This window comes from Wolbachia endosymbiont (group B) of Aricia artaxerxes (genome assembly GCF_964026975.1).
GTDB lineage: Bacteria > Pseudomonadota > Alphaproteobacteria > Rickettsiales > Anaplasmataceae > Wolbachia.
The window spans coordinates 691,747-708,443 of the sequence record NZ_OZ034718.1 but is presented as its reverse complement, the minus strand read 5'-3'; the positions used below and the strand labels follow the sequence as shown (position 1 = coordinate 708,443).

The 16,697-nt window shown below is 32.9% G+C and carries 10 protein-coding genes and 3 pseudogenes; 8 read left to right on the top strand and 5 right to left on the bottom strand.

Annotation, left to right across the window (positions count from 1 at the left end; translation table 11 throughout):
• Window positions 1-2 precede the first annotated feature (2 nt).
• From AAGE00_RS03205 to AAGE00_RS03195, 3 genes and pseudogenes are all read right to left on the bottom strand, one after another.
• Window positions 3-371: a head decoration protein gene (locus AAGE00_RS03205; protein WP_264376270.1), complete on the bottom strand. Its 369-nt coding sequence runs from the start codon at window positions 369-371 to the stop codon at window positions 3-5.
• Window positions 372-448: 77 nt separating this feature from the next.
• On the bottom strand, window positions 449-1,492 hold the full coding sequence (locus AAGE00_RS03200) for a S49 family peptidase (protein WP_264376332.1): 1,044 nt from the start codon (window positions 1,490-1,492) through the stop codon (window positions 449-451).
• Window positions 1,492-1,977, bottom strand: a pseudogene (locus tag AAGE00_RS03195) (phage portal protein); the annotation flags it as partial. The gene AAGE00_RS03200 and the pseudogene AAGE00_RS03195, both read right to left, overlap by 1 nt.
• Before the next feature lie 220 nt (window positions 1,978-2,197).
• On the opposite strand from AAGE00_RS03195, the pseudogene AAGE00_RS03190 reads away from it, so the two are divergent.
• Window positions 2,198-3,142 (top strand): annotated as a pseudogene (locus AAGE00_RS03190) (IS110 family transposase).
• Window positions 3,143-3,223: 81 nt separating this feature from the next.
• On the opposite strand, the gene AAGE00_RS03185 reads toward AAGE00_RS03190, so the two are convergent.
• The gene (locus AAGE00_RS03185) at window positions 3,224-3,667 is read right to left on the bottom strand and encodes a hypothetical protein (RefSeq protein ID WP_341815311.1); all 444 of its coding nucleotides are present in this window, start codon (window positions 3,665-3,667) and stop codon (window positions 3,224-3,226) included.
• Window positions 3,668-3,908: 241 nt separating this feature from the next.
• Between AAGE00_RS03185 and AAGE00_RS07930 the strand changes: the two are divergent.
• From AAGE00_RS07930 to AAGE00_RS03150, 3 genes and pseudogenes are all read left to right on the top strand, one after another.
• Window positions 3,909-4,902: pseudogene (locus tag AAGE00_RS07930) on the top strand (virulence RhuM family protein).
• A 2,258-nt stretch (window positions 4,903-7,160) separates the two neighbouring features.
• Window positions 7,161-9,275, top strand: a complete 2,115-nt coding sequence (locus AAGE00_RS03155; RefSeq protein WP_264685377.1) for an AAA family ATPase — start codon at window positions 7,161-7,163, stop codon at window positions 9,273-9,275.
• 542 nt (window positions 9,276-9,817) lie between these two features.
• Entirely contained in the window at window positions 9,818-10,288 is a 471-nt protein-coding gene (locus tag AAGE00_RS03150; protein WP_341815310.1) for an NTP transferase domain-containing protein, read from the top strand.
• A gap of 29 nt (window positions 10,289-10,317) precedes the next feature.
• Here AAGE00_RS03150 and AAGE00_RS03145 read toward each other — a convergent pair whose 3' ends face one another.
• Window positions 10,318-11,277 carry an IS5 family transposase gene (locus tag AAGE00_RS03145; RefSeq protein WP_341815149.1) on the bottom strand — a complete coding sequence of 320 codons (960 nt, stop codon included), beginning with the start codon at window positions 11,275-11,277 and terminating at the stop codon, window positions 10,318-10,320.
• A gap of 163 nt (window positions 11,278-11,440) precedes the next feature.
• Between AAGE00_RS03145 and AAGE00_RS03140 the strand changes: the two genes are divergently transcribed.
• The 4 genes from AAGE00_RS03140 to AAGE00_RS03125 all read left to right on the top strand — a co-directional run bounded on the left by AAGE00_RS03140 (window position 11,441) and on the right by AAGE00_RS03125 (window position 16,695).
• Window positions 11,441-11,695 carry a hypothetical protein gene (locus AAGE00_RS03140; protein WP_341815350.1) on the top strand — a complete coding sequence of 85 codons (255 nt, stop codon included), beginning with the start codon at window positions 11,441-11,443 and terminating at the stop codon, window positions 11,693-11,695.
• Window positions 11,696-11,820: 125 nt separating this feature from the next.
• Window positions 11,821-12,774 carry an NAD-dependent epimerase/dehydratase family protein gene (locus tag AAGE00_RS03135; protein WP_265024697.1) on the top strand — a complete coding sequence of 318 codons (954 nt, stop codon included), beginning with the start codon at window positions 11,821-11,823 and terminating at the stop codon, window positions 12,772-12,774.
• Entirely contained in the window at window positions 12,731-15,058 is a 2,328-nt protein-coding gene (locus tag AAGE00_RS03130; protein ID WP_265032314.1) for a glycosyltransferase, read from the top strand. Before AAGE00_RS03135 ends, AAGE00_RS03130 begins: the two co-directional genes overlap by 44 nt.
• A complete protein-coding gene (locus tag AAGE00_RS03125; protein WP_341815327.1) occupies window positions 15,019-16,695 on the top strand; it encodes a WG repeat-containing protein in 1,677 nt (558 codons plus the stop codon). Before AAGE00_RS03130 ends, AAGE00_RS03125 begins: the two co-directional genes overlap by 40 nt.
• Window positions 16,696-16,697: the final 2 nt, after the last annotated feature.

Genomic DNA, 16,697 nt, shown 5'->3' with positions numbered 1-16,697 from the left:
TTTTAAGCTCCCTTGCGGATAATGATCCCTCGTCCTTCAAGTTGCTTTATTGCTGCAGCTTTCTGTTCTTCAGTGATATTTGCTGGCCACACAACCGCACGATCAGCTAGCATTGCAACACGAGTAATAATTACTGCTTTAGCATTTTCTGTCGCATTTACATCACTTACTATTGCACCTATTGCTGTTTGTGTACCATCTGTGGCAGTTGGATTTATTATCTTAACCATGCTATCTTTATCGAGAGCCACTACTGTACCAAGTTTAAGATTTTGTCCCTTTGCTACTGTTATCTGATCTCTTGAATATAGACTTGACACCTCATACTTTAATAGGTCACCAAGATTATTTTGTTCGCTTATACAACTCATAAAATTTCCTCATTTATTTTCCCCTTTAGTTTTACCGCCATGTTTATAATTGTTGTACGCGGCGGTTATAAAAAAACTTAAATACTTGATTGTGCTCTAGCTTTAGCTACTTGTATCATCAAATCTTCTCCTGAATTCTGTGGTATTGCACTCAGTATCTCTGTCTTCTTTGTTCTCTCTGCAAGTAATTCCATTAAAACCTCCCTTGCTTGCTCAACACTTACGCCCTGCTCAATAAATTCTCCTATCTTTTCTGGCATCTTCGATAAATTACATAAACGTATTAATTCAAGAACTTCAGTACGATACTTGGTTAAATTATCAGTTTCTAGGTCATTTGTAGTTTGTTCATTCATAGTAATACTCCTGTTTTTATTAATAGATGAAAGAATTGTAATTCCGTCTGCAAGGCCTATTTCTACTGCTTTCTCCCCAAAATATAGCCCTGCTTCCGTTGATTTGATTGCTTCTATAGAAAGATTTCGATTACGTGCTATTAGCTGGACGAACATCTCATATAAACGATCTATTTCCTCTCTCAAACTTTTTAAACCTTCAGAGTTAATAGGCTCATGTGGATTTAAATCATTCTTTCTCTTGCCTGTAAAAATAGTTGTGTATTTTATTCCACATTTTTCATCAAACCCACTTTGATCTATGTGACTTGCTATTACTCCAATACTGCCAACACCAGAAGTGCGGGTGAGAAAAATCTTCTCAGCGCTTGAAGCTATAGCATATGCAGCAGAGTATGCATCATCGTTTGTTATTGCCACAATTCTCTTTTTTGCTCTTGCACTGTAGATAAAATCAGCTAAGTCGAAAATACCGTTTACCTCTCCTCCGGGACTATCTATGTCCAGTAAAATAGTCTCTATACTACTATCTTCTAATGCTTGCTTTACTTGTACTTCTATTTGCTCATATGATGTCATCCCGAGCATTTCATCAAACGCACCCGGTTTTTTAGTTAAAATTCCATGAATTGGTATAATTGCAGTTCTTTCTACGTTACTTTTGATGGAGTGCTTTATGTTTTTAAACGTGGGATGTTTTTGATTGTTTAATGACAATAGCTCAAAACTCCTTGGTTCAAGCATTAATGGTTTTCCTAAGAGCATCATAATCCTTTACAATCAGAGTCAAATATTAAGTTGAGACTATTTGCACGCTTTTGATCTTCTGCTATTTCTTGGTCAATTTCTTCAACATCGTAACCCATTTCTGATACTACTTCCGATCGACTCTTAAATCCATTCCTTACTGCCATTTGCTGTGCTTGCTGGTCTTTCAGTGGATCCACCCAATCAAATCCCTGTGGTATCCATTTTACTTCTTCTTTCACTACTTTTTCATCTGTACTCAGTTCTCCAGAAAGTACTGCTAACTCTAGCCATCTACTCCATACTGGTCTGCAAAATTGAAATACCATAATGTTGTGTTGCAGCATAGCACATCTACGACGAAACTCTATTAATCCTGCTCGAATGGATGAATAATTAACACCTGTTAAATCTCCTGTTAGCTGTTCATATGTTATCCCTGTACCAATCGCTATTGCCCTGAGTTGCTGTCTTATAAACGCTTCATAACTTCCTCCAACATTGTAAGTTAAAAATATGATATAAAGGAGATAAGAGGGAGATAACCCTACTCACTATAGGAATAGAGTTATCACGGGCGTGTGCGACCGACCAACTGTTGGTATTATAACCGTTCGGATCAAGGTACACTAGCCCATCTCTCGATACGTTTGAATAGTTGCATGGGACATATGTATGCACCCGTTTACAATCTTAAATTAATTAAAACTAATCGAGGTTATTATGATTACATCTTATCAAAATTTTATTGGCATTGATATTGGAAAATTTAAAAATGTTGTTGCAGTTCACAAACAGAAGAACGCTGTCGAATTCGACAATGATACTGCTGGCTGGCAACAATTGTTTCAAGATTTTTCAAATATCTTACCTAATTCTTTAGTAACTCTGGAAAACACTGGAAAATATGAGCTTGGCTTAGCACATTTTCTTGTTGATAAAGATATTGCTGTACATCGAGCTAATACTCGCAAAGTAAAAAGCTTTGTTCTATCTCATGGAACTTTAGCAAAGTCTGATCAATCAGATGCAAGAGCCCTTGCTCAGTAAGGGTTTGAACGCTATAGTACTCTATCTCTATTTGCACCTATGTCAAAAGAACAAACAACCTTAGTTGCACTTTGTCAACGTCGTGATGACATTACAAAAATGAGAGCTCAAGAGAAATCTAGGCTTGCAGCACCTGAAAACGACCATATAAAAGAAAGCTGTCAGAAAACTATTGAATTCTTTAATAGCCAGATAGATGAGCTCAACAATACCATACAAAAAATTATTGATGAGAATCCAGAGTTACAAAAGCGCCAAAAAATCCTTAAAACAGTTCCAGGAATAGGTGCAAAATTATCTCAAGATTTTCTGTGTCTAATGCCAGAACTTGGTTATGTAAGTAGGGGAGAAATTGCAAGTCTTGCTGGAGTTGCACCTCATCCGAAAGAAAGTGGTAAAACTATTGGTTATCGCAGAATAAGTGGTGGCAGAAGCAACGTTCGTGAAAAGCTTTTTACAGCTGCGATGTCTGCTTCAAGGTCTAAGTCTGCGCTTGGTGCCTTCTATTCAAGGCTTGTTGGTAAAGGTAAAAAGAAGATGGTGGCTATGACAGCTCTAATGCGTAAAATCATAGTAATTTCCAATGCGAGGCTTAAAGAAGCAGTCAATGTGAATTAAAAAAATCTGCATAGAAAATAGGTTAACGAATATGTGGATAAATACGTCTACACACATTTAAAGTATTTATACACATATTCGTTAACCATAAGATCTAAGCAGTAACTGTTGTTTGATACAAAATTTTTCTATGATTAAGTTAGGGTTTTTATTGTCAAAAATGCACTTTTTACTCGAATAAAAAACAAAATTACAAACAAAAGTTGTAATGAAACTAAATTCAAAAAATTTTAAAAAACATAGTTGATTGTATGGTACGTGATGTTCTTCACACCAAGCAGACAGCACTGCAAGAAAACCACCATAGCAATGAGCTGCATCAGTTCCTAGATGTCTTCTTACTTCCTCAAAATACACTGCAGAAATGTCTTTCAAAGAATTAAGCCAATTACGAAAATTTAAGAAGCACATACCGCCTCCACTGAAACGACTACCATGAAAGCCTTTGCTTCCACTTTCAATTATTCCATCTGTTAGAATTGCCCAGCCCGTTTGCTTGCCAAGGTCGAGTGTTAGGATTGACATTTTCTTTGTGTTTGAAGCGTATAGAGGTAAACTAACCTCGTTGAAACAATGCCCTTCTATTATATATATACCGGATTTCTTACTACTTTTTCCGGGATTTTCTAAAAAAAAAGTTAAAATAATTTCAAAACTGCTCACCAGCTAAAGAATAAAGTAGATAGTTCTCTATTTTTAGAGTTTTACAGTTGCTTGTCTTTTTTACAAATAACCTATATGCTACTTGAAGTAAGGTAGAGTAGATATGATAATAAATGAAAACGAAATTTTATTATATACAACTCCAGATGGAGACGTGAGAATTGATGTTTTGTATCGAGATGAAAACATTTGGCTTACACAAAAAAGAATGGCGGAGTTGTTTGATGTTAATATTAGAACAATTAGTGAGCATTTACAGAACATATTTGCTAGTCAAGAGTTAGATAAAGATTCAGTTATCCGGATTTCCCGGAATACTGCTGAAGATGGTAAACAGTACCCTACACAATTTTATAATTTGGATAGCTATTGGTTATCGAGTTAATTCTAAAAAGGCTACATCTTTCAGAGTATGGGCTACAAAAATTTTGAGAGATTTCATCATCAAAGGATTTGCATTAGATAGCGAACGGCTAAAAAACGGCCTAAAGTTTGGCAAAGACTACTTCAATGAATTACTTGAAAAAATCAGGAGCATCCGAACGTAGGTTTTACCAGAAGATTACTGACATTTATGCTGAATGCTCTGCAGACTATGATCCAAATTCAGAAATAACAAAACAATTTTATGCAAAAGTACAGAATAAATTATATTGGGCGATTTACGGCTTGACTGCAGCAGAGCTATCGAGTTGATCATAAAAAACCACATATGGGACTAACTACTTGGAAAGATGGTCTAGGTAATAAAATTCATAAGAGTGATGTAAGTGTTGCAAAAAACTACTTGACTGAAAAAGAATTAAGTGAACTAAATCACATTGTCTCAATGTATCTAGATTATGCAGAACTTCAAGCAAGAAAGCATCGGCTAATGAAAATGCAGAATTGGGTTGAAAAGTTGGATGCATTTCTATTGTTCAATGATTATGAAGTACTTAAAGATGCTGAGTGCTGAAGTTGCAAAAGCTCTAGCTGAAGGAGAATACGAAAAGTATAGAGTTATACAAGATAAATTACATGAATCTGACTTTGATGAATTAATTAAAGCAAGTAAAGAAAGTGAGAAAATAACTACAACAAAAACCAGCTTGTAGTTGAGCTATCTGTGTTTGACATCTTGCTTTTGTTTTAATTTCAAGGGGGGTGAACCACCCTTTAGAAAGCCCTATCTGCCAATAAATAGTGAAAACATAAATCTTTGTCTCCATTATACGAGATAAAATTAGAGACGTAAATAAATAAATTTTGATCTTTGTCTCCATTTTAAGCGGTACATAAGTTTTAGATGCAGAAAAAGCTCAATAGAAAAAAATGATTCATTTCTGTAATTTTAGACACCTATGCCTAAAGAACAAACAAATCATATCCTCTTTTTCCGGAATACTCAATAAATTGGCTGAAATCTTGAACGGAATACATATTGTAATTTAATTGTTAGGACATTTATATTATAAGCAAAGCAGAAATTTAATAACTAAAGGAGAAAACCTATGTTTTAAAGCTAGCCACAACTTTTAAGCAAAAAAATACTCCCCTGATTAAAGATCGCTTATAAAACAACTCTAAACTCAACTAAAAGGTATTTTAATTAATCTTACTATCACGAAAGAAACTTACATATAAGTTTAACACGGTTTTCATGCCTTGTAAAGAAAATTTTTTAAAAAGAATTTAACGTTTCCTGTCTCAAATCCTTTTTTTTTAGAGAGCTATCTATAAGAGTTAAAAAATTAAAGAATAAATAAGAATGAAAAATATAAAATATAAATAGGGTATTATTATATACCTTATTTTTATTATTTATAATAATAGGGTTTTTCTCTAAACTAAGAAACACTCAAAATCAGCCAAGGAACAGCCTTTTATGATATTATAGTAGTTTGCTTGACTTGTAACCTTAAATTATGTTAAACTCCCCTACAGTAGCCCACTTCTCAGCTTAATGAGATTTCATTTTCCAATCTAAAATGGCTTAAACTGCCAAAAGTCTATATAATCTCGAATCTAAAGTACTTAATTCACAAATAATTATTATTAATAGTTTTACTAATATAGCATTTTTACGGCTACCTCTTATAGACGGAAAATCTCTCACCTGGGTATATTGTAAACACGTTAAGCTCTATTAAAGTTTAATAGAAAAATCGTAATAAAAAAAATTTTAGAGCAATTCATATTTCAAACCACATTTACAGTATATATCTGTTATGGAGGAGAAGAAAAGTAGTAGATAGCTTATTTGATTATGTAAGTGTCTCATAAGGAAAGTATAGTATATTTTGCAACATAATGCAGATGCAACTTATAGGTGGCCTTTTTGTTTAAAGTTAAAATGAAATTAAATTTTGTAATTTTTTTGAGGAGTGTAAGTTGAGAGCAGAGCTAAATTTTCAATACCACCATTGTCCTTTACAGAATTTGCGTTACCTGTTCATTTTTGTAATTTCAATGAAAAATTTTTAGAGCAAATCATATTTCGGACTGCATTTTTAGTCGTTAGAAAAGTAGGTCATTTAGTGGAGTATGAAAGCGGAGTTGTGCAAAATTTTTTAAAAAAGTGAACAGTTTTTAGAATTTTTGTGAACATATATAGTAAGGAAATAGTGTAAGTTTAAAGTCAGATGTTTTTATAATAAGGAGTAAACGTGTTTTGGAAAAATTTCCCTCACTTCCGGAAAGATCGATAAGGGATCCGGTATACTATAGTCAATGGTACAGAAATATAAGCATCTCTTGAGTTATGTTAATAAGTGAACTTAGTTTATGCAGTAAGCAACTGTTATAAATTTTCTAGCATATAGGTATATTTACTTATTAAAGTAAGCTTCAAAATGCAAATCATTTGGCAAACCTACCAAATAACCAGATGAACTTACAAAGAGAAATACAAGAAAATCAATACCTTAAGAGAATTTCAAATGGCAAATAAAATTTCATTTGGCAAAATTGCCAATCGGCTCCAAAGCTGCGTATATGTGGAGGTTTAACCAAAATGTTAAATGGCAAATTTCCTTATATATAATATATATTACATACTATAAATATGTAATATATCAATGTGACAAAATAGAAGCATTATGATTATTTAATAGGAAGTTGACATAGTGAGGAAAATATTGTAGAATTATATTAGAGTATTTTGTCTTAAAAGAAAGAAAACTCTAAGAGCCTTCAATCTTACCTTTACTGTAAACCTGAACTGACTTCCTTCACTTATTAATATATTTTTCAAGCTTTGCCAAGAGAACCACCTACTACATTTTTTACTTCATGATAAGAGAACAAGACCGCAACCAATACAGCCTTGCTCAAAAACCTTTCAAACACTTAACTTTAAAAGGAGCTTCAACCTATGGTACAAGATTTTTTAACTGATGTCAAAGAAAAAAATACTTTAAATTATGATTTTAACGACGCTGTCTCACATTTAGAACCATTAGAACAATTTGATGTAGAAGAAATAAAAAGACAACTATTATTAAACATCAGATCATGCCTTTCTTATTTATTTCCAAGAGGAACTTTTCATGGTGACAAATTTCAGATAGGTGATGTACAAGGTAATAAAGGCAAAAGCCTCAAAGTTGAATTAGCGTATGGCAAGGTCGGATTATGGATTGATTTTGCAACTGGGGACGGTGGTGACATTATTGATCTTTGGGCAGCTGCACATGGGAAAAACGCTAAAATAGAATTTGTTGAAGTAATTTCTTCGATAAGTGAATGGATAGGATGTAACAAGCGACCTACTAAAGAGCAAAAGAGAATAACTCAATGGGACTATCTCGATCAGGATAATCAGTTGATTGCCAGCAAATATCGTTATGATACTGCTTCAGGAAAAAGTTATCAACCATTTGATGCTAAAAAATCTACCTTTACTGCACCTGAGATCAGGCCTCTGTATAACATTCCAGGCATCACTAAATCTGATAGAGTGATATTGGTAGAAGGGGAAAAATGTGCTGAGCTACTCATAGAACAAGGGATCACTGCAACAACAGCAATGTTTGGAGCAAAAGCACCTATTGAGAAAACTGATTGGACTCCACTTAAAGGTAAACACATTATTATATGGCCAGATAACGATGATCATGGAAAAGATTATGCTCAAGAAGCCGCAAAAAAGCTTTCTGGTTTTGGAGTTGCATCACTTTCTATTCTCAAGATTCCTCAAGATAAGCCAAAATCTTGGGATGCTGCAGATAGTGTGCTAGAAGGAATGAACGTTGAAGAATTTATCCTTAACAACAAAAGCCCTTATTCTTCAAGAAAGTCAAAAAGAATTGATACTACAGTTTGGACCAATATCCCTCCAGAAAGAAAGTGGGTTATTAAGGATTGGCTCCCTGTAGGAAGTGTTACAGCTCTTTATGGTGATGGTGGTGTTGGAAAATCTCTCCTTGCTCAACAATTAATGACAGCCGCTGCTTTTGGTAAACCTTGGCTTGGAATAGATCTGGAAAAAATAAAGACATATGGTGTGTTCTGTGAAGATGATGAAGAAGAACTTTGGCGTCGGCAATGCGCAATAAATGAATTTTATCAATCAGGTATGGAATCTTCTGATTTTCAGGATAATGTTGGCTTATGGTCACGAGCAGGGCACAATAATCAACTTATGGTTTTTAATAACAAAGATACTGGTCAATTAACTACGTACTTTCAAGAGTTACTTGAGGATATTGAATCGTTTCAGCCGAAGCTTGTGATATTAGATACAGCAGCAGACCTATTTGGAGGAAATGAAAACGACCGTTCTCATGTGAGACAATTTATTCAAGGTTGTTGTGGTCGAATAGCTCAAGCAATAAAAGGAGCTGTTTTATTACTTGCCCACCCTTCTGATGCGGGAATAATACGTAAAACTGGCACAGGCGGTTCAACAGCATGGAATAATACAGTAAGGTCTCGTTGGTATTTGACTAGACCAGATAAAGCTAATGCTTCTCCTGATGAGAGAATTTTATCGCGCAAAAAATCTAACTATTCGCAGTGCAATAACGGGCAAATGACACTTTACTGGAAAAATGGGGCATTTGTACATGACAATTCAGTTTTAAATTCAGAACCAATAATCAGAGATCAATATAGTAAAAAGTTGGATTTAGAACGGATGAGAAAACATGAGGTTATCTTGAATTTAATTCGCAGTAGCGCATATCAAGGTAATATTTATACTGCTGGACAATTTGCAAAGCGTTTTGAAGGAGAAGAGGGGCTTGGCAGTGAGCGCAATATTAGAGAAAGAATAAATAATCTTGCAACTCTTGGACAGATTAAATTCTTTCGTAATGCTGCAGGATATGGGACCAATTCTAAATATGGATTTCTTTGTGTGCAGGATATGGAATTTAAAGTTTCAGTAGGAGATAAAGTAGAGCACAAGTTAATAAAGCCAACACATTACTATCTACAAGCAAATGGTGCGGTCTTGCCTATTAAAGATTTAGATGTTTTGTGGTAATTTTTCAAAAAGTTTCTGAAAATAGCAATTACTTTTATTCAAATTTTCAGGATGTTGAGAGCATTTAAGAGGGGCAAGTGAGTTTTCTAAAAAACCTTCATACAAAATTTTCTTTACAATGAATAAAAATGACGATAAAATTATGTGCAAGTTTATTTTATACTAATAGAATTAGTATAAGTACATTTTATTCAAATTTTAAAGGGCATTACAGACGCTAAAGAGATACAATCGATTGGGTTGGACACACTCGCTTTAGAACTTAATTACAGGCTTTTTGGTGAATTAAGCAGTAGTTACCTTATTTCAAACAGAGTGGTCTAAGAGGTTTCATCAATAAAAACCATACTTGAAAGTAGCACACACTCAATTATAACTATGGGGCGTCTCTTTCTAAAATTTTACTTAAGAATTACTACAGATGCTAATTTAACGAATTTTGTCTGTTCGATGGTAGTTATTTTCCTCTAGAAAATCAAAGTGGACTTTACATCTTACTAATTATAAATTAACTTACTACCTAATCAATTCCTGAATTATGTATGAGTAAAATTTTGATAATATTAGCAGCAGGAAAGAGCAGTAGAATGAATTCTGAATATCCAAAAGCGTTGCACCAAGTGGGAAATCTTACTCTTTTAGAACATATAATTTCTAATGCAAAATCGCTGAGTCTAAAAAGCTTATCAATTGTTGTTAACAACTCCCTTCTAAAAGATTTAGAAAACTTTGATACTCTAAAAAGTATAATCGATCAATACAATATAAAACTAATAATTCAAGAAGATATTACAGGCACTGGCACTGCAGTTAAAATTGCTCTAGAAAATCTGGAGGAGTTATCTGATCAAGACATAGTTTTAATACAGTATGGAGACACTCCTTTTATATCTAGCGATACAGTTATGAAAATGACTGATTGTTTAAAGTATAATAATTTAGTTCTTCTTGGATTCAATAGTCAAGATGAACAATATGGAAGATTAGTAATTGATAATGGCTTTGTTGCATAGCACTGATAGGCATGTAAATCACAGTGAATTTACGCAGCTAATTTAAATTCAGCCATACCTATATCAGTAAATTTGTTCAATAAGTAGCACTTAATTAACAGCTCTTTTTCACGATTTACCTCTGATTTATTTTTCAAGCCAAACCCAAATATTTGCTTCAACCTATAGAAAAAGACTTCAATATAAGACCGTGCTCCATACTTAACTTTTTTCTTCCATTCATTAATACCATCTTCATAATTCTCATATGACCTAATTCTACTAATATACTTGTTTCTTTCTGATAAGTAGTCAGCTAAACAAATTTTAGTATCCTTCCTAGGGCGAATAATAGGCACAATATTGTATTTTCTGCATTCTTTATACACACTTTTTATATCATAAGCCGCATCTGCTCGAATAGAACAAATGTTATATTTATCACTGACTTCTTCTAACATATCGCAGACCGGCAAATAGTCTACAGCAACACCACTAGTGTAGTTCATGCTTATTGCTTTCTTATCATTTATGTTTAAAACAACATGTAATTTTCTTACTTGACCATAACCACTGTATTTTCTTTTTCGAATATTAAGCTTACTATGCCCACCGTTATTATTGTAGATACTAACTCTAGTGCTATCTACGGCAATTTCAACATTTTCCAGATCATCTTTATTGCTTCTATGGTCATCAATCTTCAAATTAAGCTTTTTAAATCTTCTGGAAGCTTGTGTATAGCTGATAATCTTAAGTTTTTTGCCTATTTGTACCATATAACCTTTTACAAAACCTACAGCTTGTCTCAAGCCAATTCTAAAAAGATGAACTATTATGTGTATTAAAATTACAACTTTATCACTATAAGTGTTATTGCCACCTGCAACTTTTGGACTATTTTCATACCAATTTTCTATGGCTTGATTAACAAAATGAAAAACATTTCCTCTTTTTTTGAGAAACTCGTTATATTCTCTTTGGTTACTTACTCTCATTTTTTGTGGCATAAGTTGTACTTGTTTGAAAAATGCCTATTTTACAACAAAATTCGTTAGTAGCCATATATTAAAAAGCTTTTCTTCTTACAATAACCTCAACCAACACTAGCTATGCAACAAAGCCATTGATAATTACGGAAATGTTCAAAAAATCCTAAAAAATGGAGATAAAATGCTTCTTGCAAACTCTGGAATAATAGTTTCATATGCTAAAGATCTTTTTACCTTAGTAAAAGAAATAAAATTTAATAATTCGACCAATGAATATTGTCTTAATGATATAGTACCCATTGCAGCAAACAATAACTTGAGTGTAGGTTATGTAGTTTCTGATGAAAGAGAAGCAATGGGAGTAAATAATAAGGAGGATTTGATTAAAGCCGAACACTATTTTCAAGAAAGAAGGCAGCCAACTTTTATTTCATAACTACATTTTTTTATTCACTAATTTAAGTTGACATTTATTTTATACTGGTTTTATAATACCTTTTAATTCTTACTTGTAAGATAATTGGTACGACAAATTTTCCTAGTTGTAGTGAGAGGGTATACATGGGGATATTAATAACAGGTGCTGCAGGTTTGATAGGGTCAACCTTGGTGAAAAAGTTAGAAAATCAGGGCCATGAAGTAATAAGCTGTGATATTAGGTTTCACAACAATCCACTCAGTTTTTTTTCAGAAGATATAGTACCACTACTTGCTCAGTGTACAGGAATTATTCATCTGGCTGCAATTTCTCGAGTTATACATGGTGAACTTTATCCTGAACTGTGTAGAAAAATTAATGTTGATGGTACAATGCAGTTTTTAGGGTTATGTAAGTCACTTCCAAATAAACCGTGGTTTATATATGCAAGTAGTAGAGAAGTCTATGGAGAGCAGAAGGAACTGCCAGTTACAGAATCTGCTAGTATCGATCCAATAAATAATTATGCCAAAGGTAAAGCATTTATTGAGGAACAAATAACAAGTTCAAAAGATTTTAATGTAGCAATATTACGCTTTTCAAATGTATACGGTGGTTTACTAGATCATAACAGTAGAGTAATTCCTGCACTCTGTATTAATGCATTAAGAGGTGATCCAATTAAAATAGAAGGTAAAGAATGTGTTTTTGATTTTACCTATTTGGATGATGTTATAGAGGGTATATGCTTAACTGTTCAATATTTACAAAGCGAAAAATCTTCTCTTCCTGCTATTCATCTTACTACTAATAGCCCATGTACTTTAGAAAACTTAGCAAAAACAATATTAAAAGTCACAAAAAGTGATTCTAGAATTGATTTTTATCCTCCAAGAAATTTTGATGTAACTAAGTTTCATGGTGATTTTACTAGAGCTAAAGAGCTACTTGGTTGGTCTCCAAAACATTCATTAGAAGTAGGATTAAGTAAATTTATAAAAAGTCTACAAAACAATACACAAGAATATCCTAACAATATAGATATGGTAATATATGAAAATATTAAAAGTTATTCATGGTTACCCTCCTTATTATAGTGCTGGTTCAGAGGTTTATAGCCAAACTCTTGCTCATGAACTAGCAAATAACAATGAGGTACAAGTATTTACTAGGTATGAAAATAGCTTTTTACCTGATTTTTATTACACTACAGTTCTAGATCGTAGTGATTCCCGGATTTTACTGCATTTAATTAATATACCTACAGCTAAATATCGTTATAAATTTATCAATGAAGAAGTAAATATAAAATTTAAAAGAATAATAGATAACTTTCAGCCAGATCTTATACATTTTGGTCATCTTAATCATCTATCAATTACTTTACCAGAAATTGCTTTTAAAGAAAATATACCTACAATTTTTACGCTACATGACTTTTGGTTAATGTGTCCAAGAGGAAGGTTTATTCAACGTAATTCTGAAGATTTATTACAGCTTTGTGATGGACAAAAGGATCAAAAATGTGCAACCCAATGTTACAAGGGATATTTTACAGGAGATGAAGAATTCCTGAATTCAGACCTAAATTATTGGGAACAATGGGTTGCAACTAGAATGAAGCACACAAGGAAAATAATAGACTATATAGATTACTTTATTTCCCCATCGAAATTCTTGATGGATAAATTTACTCAGGATTTTAATGTTCCGATAAACAAAATTTCTTATCTTGATTATGGTTTTGATCTCAATCGTCTTAAGAATAGAAATAGAGCACAAGAAAAAGAGTTTATTTTCGGTTATATTGGTACTCATACTTCCGAGAAAGGTGTTGATCTATTATTGAAAGCTTTTTCTCACTTATCATCTAAAGCAAAACTTAGAATTTGGGGAGCAGAAAGAGAAGAAACTAACGCTTTAAAAGCGATTACCGATCAATTTTTACCTATTGTTAAAGAAAGAATAGAATGGATGGGAAGTTATGATAACAAGAATATAGTTACTGACGTATTTAATAAAGTTGATGCAATAGTCGTTCCTTCAATTTGGGGTGAAAATTCACCGTTAGTAATACATGAAGCACAGCAACTTAGAATACCAGTTATAACAGCCGATTATGGTGGCATGGCAGAATATGTAAGAGATGGACTGTTGTTTAAGCACAGAGATGCAAGTAGTTTATCAGAAAAAATGCAAATCCTATCTACAGATCAGGAGTTATATAGTAAACTTACCCAAAAAGGCTATCCTTATACTAAAAATGGAAATATACCTTCTATAAGTGAGCATACTGAAAAACTTAACAAGATTTACCGTAATGCTATTAAAAAGAAAGGCAAATCAGTAGCTGTTAAACCCGGTCCTTGGAGAATTACTTTTGATACTAATCCAGATTACTGCAATTTTTCTTGTATAATGTGCGAATGTTTTTCACCATACAGTAAAGTTAAAGAAGAGAAGAAAGCTAAAGGAATAAAACCTAAGATACTATCAATAGAAACTATCAGAAAAGTAATTAAAGAAGCAGCTGGTACACCTTTAAGGGAAATCATTCCTTCTACTATGGGTGAGCCTTTAATGTATAAAAGCTTTGATGAAATAATCAATTTGTGCCATGAGTTCGGCCTTAAGCTTAACCTCACAACCAATGGTTCTTTTCCCATTAAAGGAGCTAGAAAATGGGCTGAACTATTGGTACCAATTTTATCTGATGTTAAGATTTCCTGGAATGGGGCAACTAAAGAAACTCATGAAAGAATCATGAAAGGTTCAAAATGGGAAGTAGTGACAGAAAACTTAAAAACTTTCCTTGAAGTTAGAGATAAATACTTTAGCGACACAGGTGAAAGGTGTACCGTTACTTTACAATTAACATTTTTGGAAAGTAATTTACATGAACTCTATGACATAGTTAAGATGGCCATAAAAAACGGCATAGATAGAGTTAAAGGACATCATCTTTGGGCACATTTTGAGGAAATTAAGGATCTATCTATGAGAAGAGATGAGTTAGCAATTAGTAGATGGAATACAGAGGTGAGAAGGTTATATGAGCTTAGAGATAATATGCTATTACCAAATGGTAAAAAGATAAAATTAGAAAATTTTACAATTCTTTCTCAAGAAGGTATTAAGGATTTGGCTCCAGGTGGTCAATGCCCATTTTTAGGTAAAGAAGCATGGATAAACAATGAAGGAAAGTTTAGTCCTTGCTGTGCTCCAGATGAACTCCGTAAGACATTAGGAAATTTTGGTAATGTTAATGAGGTTAAACTCGAGGAAATATGGCAGAGTAGTGAGTACCTAAGCTTACAAAAGAATTATTTAAATTACAAATTATGCAAAACATGCAACATGAGAAAACCTTTGATCAATTAATCAAAGATAATCTTAGATCTATTAAAATTTCACCGTGTGAGAGCTTTCACGAATTACTAGGAAATCCTTTGTATGAAAATAGGTTTATAAAGGTTGGTAAATTTCATGAGCCCGGTCTTGCACCGGTTTATGATCAGACAGGTGCTTATCATATCAATGTAAGAGGAGAAGCAGTTTATCATAATAGATTTCTAAAAACTTTTGGATTCTACTTTAATAGAGCAGCCGTAGAAGATGATACAGGGTGTTACCATATTGATTCATTTGGATGTAGAGTATACAAACAGTCTTATCAATGGATTGGAAATTATCAGGAAGATGCTTGTGTAGTTAGAAGACATGATAAATGTTTTCATATTAATTTAAATGGCAACAGGATTTATCAGGAGGAATATGATTATGTTGGAGATTTTAAGGATGGTATCGCTGTAGTCTATAAGGATGGTAAAGCTACACATATTAATCATCATGGAAAGTTAGTACATAATAAATGGTATAAAAAACTTAATGTTTTTCATAAAGGGTATTCTATTGCAGAAGATCAACATGGTTGGTTTCATATAGATATTAATGGTGATCCTGTTTACCAGCAGAGATTTAAAATGGTAGAAGCATTCTATAATGGGATGGCAAAAGTTGAAACTTTTGAAGGTCTGTTAGGACAAATCGATATTACCGGAAATGTAAAGTTTAGTATTTTTGATTTAGGTAAAGAATCTCAAGTGCATAGGATTTCTGCAGAACTTTCAGCCTTTTGGAAAACTTACCTAACAAGCATTGCTATTGAACTTGATTTGTTAAATATTTTACCTGCAACTATGCCAGTTTTATCTAAAAAGATAAACATTATCGTACCAAATCTAGAAAGGCTGTTAAGGGCGTTGTGGGAAATAGGGTTTGTTGATTACGATAAGGACGAGGACTTATGGAAACTATCATCAAAAGGTAAGTGTTTTAAGGAAATACCATTTTTGCCAAAAGCAGCAACAATGTGGGCAAGAGTTGCCGCTGAAAAGAATTGGTTAAAGATTGCTGATATACTAAAACAGGAGTCAATCTCTTCATTTGAATCTTTTAAGGAAAGAGAAGCATCAGAAGATAAGAAAATAGCGTTTTACCAAGCATTGCTAGGATATTCTAGATTTGATACTAAAGAGTTTAATTCTAGGATTAATATAGATGGTGCTAAGAATATATTGCTATTTGGTGTACACTCTTTATTTCTTGCTTATTCTGATATACACAATAAAGGTTCTATAGGCCTATATAACGAACATAAAGTACCAAGACAGTTAGTAGAAAATTTAAAAGTCAAACTTATAACTCAGGAAGAACTATCAGTTACAAATTATGAATTAGGTGTCTTTTGCCGCTTTCTACAGCACTATGATGATGATAAAGTATTGTCTTATTTAAAATTGGTCAAAGGAATATCTCGTATTTTATTGATAGAAACTATTTTAGATTACCGCTCTCCAACTGGAGGCTCTGTAGATATTAATGTCATGGTTGAAACAGGAGGTAAACTAAGAACATTAAACGATTGGGAAAAAATACTCAAACAAGTAAAAGGATTCAAAATTTTTGCTGTTTTACCTTTAACAGATTACTTATCAGTTATTGATGTCAGGTGTTAATC